Origin of the sequence: Nonomuraea sp. NPDC049625 (assembly GCF_040675285.1) — a bacterium.
Taxonomy (GTDB): Bacteria; Actinomycetota; Actinomycetes; order Streptosporangiales; family Streptosporangiaceae; genus Nonomuraea; species Nonomuraea angiospora_A.
In genome coordinates this window covers 1-2544 of sequence record NZ_JBFAOQ010000053.1, presented here as the reverse complement: position 1 = coordinate 2544, position 2544 = coordinate 1, and the positions used below count along the sequence as shown (strand labels likewise).

General features: G+C 52.9%; 1 rRNA gene. It reads left to right on the top strand.

What is annotated here, in order from left to right:
* Nucleotides 1–2544 (top strand): 23S ribosomal RNA (locus AB0J87_RS64330); the annotation flags it as partial.

Below are 2544 nucleotides of genomic sequence, written 5' to 3'. Positions count from 1 at the left end.
CTTTGAGATTAGCGGAACGCTCTGGAAAGTGCGGCCATAGTGGGTGATAGCCCTGTACGCGAAAATCTCTTAGTCATGAAATCGAGTAGGACGGAGCACGAGAAACTTTGTCTGAATATGGGGGGACCATCCTCCAAGGCTAAATACTACTGACTGACCGATAGTGAACTAGTACCGTGAGGGAAAGGCGAAAAGAACCCCGGAGAGGGGAGTGAAATAGATCCTGAAACCGTATGCGTACAAGCAGTGGGAGCAGACTTTGTTCTGTGACTGCGTACCTTTTGTATAATGGGTCAGCGACTTATTTTCAGTGGCGAGCTTAACCGAATAGGGGAGGCGTAGCGAAAGCGAGTCTTAATAGGGCGTCTAGTCGCTGGGAATAGACCCGAAACCGGGCGATCTATCCATGGGCAGGTTGAAGGTTGGGTAACACTAACTGGAGGACCGAACCGACTACCGTTGAAAAGTTAGCGGATGACCTGTGGATCGGAGTGAAAGGCTAATCAAGCTCGGAGATAGCTGGTTCTCCTCGAAAGCTATTTAGGTAGCGCCTCATGTATCACTGTAGGGGGTAGAGCACTGTTTCGGCTAGGGGGTCATCCCGACTTACCAAACCGATGCAAACTCCGAATACCTACAAGTGCCGAGCATGGGAGACACACGGCGGGTGCTAACGTCCGTCGTGAAAAGGGAAACAACCCAGACCGTCAGCTAAGGTCCCAAAGTTATGGTTAAGTGGGAAACGATGTGGGAAGGCTTAGACAGCTAGGAGGTTGGCTTAGAAGCAGCCACCCTTTAAAGAAAGCGTAATAGCTCACTAGTCGAGTCGGCCTGCGCGGAAGATGTAACGGGGCTCAAACCATACACCGAAGCTACGGGTATCACCTTCGGGTGATGCGGTAGAGGAGCGTTCTGTAAGCCTGTGAAGGTGAGTTGAGAAGCTTGCTGGAGGTATCAGAAGTGCGAATGCTGACATAAGTAACGATAAAGCGGGTGAAAAGCCCGCTCGCCGGAAGACCAAGGGTTCCTGTCCAACGTTAATCGGGGCAGGGTGAGTCGACCCCTAAGGCGAGGCCGAAAGGCGTAGTCGATGGGAAACGGGTTAATATTCCCGTACTCGGTGTTACTGCGAAGGGGGGACGGAGAAGGCTATGTTGGCCGGGCGACGGTTGTCCCGGTTTAAGCGTGTAGGCTTGAGTTCCAGGCAAATCCGGAACTCTTTAAGGCTGAGGCGTGATGACGAGGCACTACGGTGCTGAAGTAACAAATGCCATGCTTCCAAGAAAAGCTTCTAAGCTTCAGGTAACCAGGAACCGTACCCCAAACCGACACAGGTGGTTGGGTAGAGAATACCAAGGCGCTTGAGAGAACTCGGGTGAAGGAACTAGGCAAAATGGCACCGTAACTTCGGGAGAAGGTGCGCCGGTGAGGGTGAAGGACTTGCTCCGTAAGCTCATGCCGGTCGAAGATACCAGGCCGCTGCGACTGTTTATTAAAAACACAGCACTCTGCAAACACGAAAGTGGACGTATAGGGTGTGACGCCTGCCCGGTGCCGGAAGGTTAATTGATGGGGTTAGCTAACGCGAAGCTCTTGATCGAAGCCCCGGTAAACGGCGGCCGTAACTATAACGGTCCTAAGGTAGCGAAATTCCTTGTCGGGTAAGTTCCGACCTGCACGAATGGCGTAACGATGGCGGCGCTGTCTCCACCCGAGACTCAGTGAAATTGAAATCGCTGTGAAGATGCAGTGTATCCGCGGCTAGACGGAAAGACCCCGTGAACCTTTACTATAGCTTTGCACTGGACTTTGAATTTGCTTGTGTAGGATAGGTGGGAGGCTTTGAAGCGTGGACGCCAGTTCGCGTGGAGCCAACCTTGAAATACCACCCTGGCAACTTTGAGGTTCTAACTCAGGTCCGTTATCCGGATCGAGGACAGTGTATGGTGGGTAGTTTGACTGGGGCGGTCTCCTCCTAAAGAGTAACGGAGGAGTACGAAGGTGCGCTCAGACCGGTCGGAAATCGGTCGTAGAGTATAAAGGCAAAAGCGCGCTTGACTGCGAGACAGACACGTCGAGCAGGTACGAAAGTAGGTCTTAGTGATCCGGTGGTTCTGTATGGAAGGGCCATCGCTCAACGGATAAAAGGTACTCCGGGGATAACAGGCTGATACCGCCCAAGAGTTCATATCGACGGCGGTGTTTGGCACCTCGATGTCGGCTCATCACATCCTGGGGCTGAAGCCGGTCCCAAGGGTATGGCTGTTCGCCATTTAAAGTGGTACGCGAGCTGGGTTTAGAACGTCGTGAGACAGTTCGGTCCCTATCTGCCGTGGACGTTTGAGATTTGAGAGGGGCTGCTCCTAGTACGAGAGGACCGGAGTGGACGAACCTCTGGTGTTCCGGTTGTCACGCCAGTGGCATTGCCGGGTAGCTATGTTCGGAATAGATAACCGCTGAAAGCATCTAAGCGGGAAACTAGCCTCAAGATGAGATCTCACTGGAACCTTGAGTTCCCTGAAGGGCCGTCGAAGACTACGACGT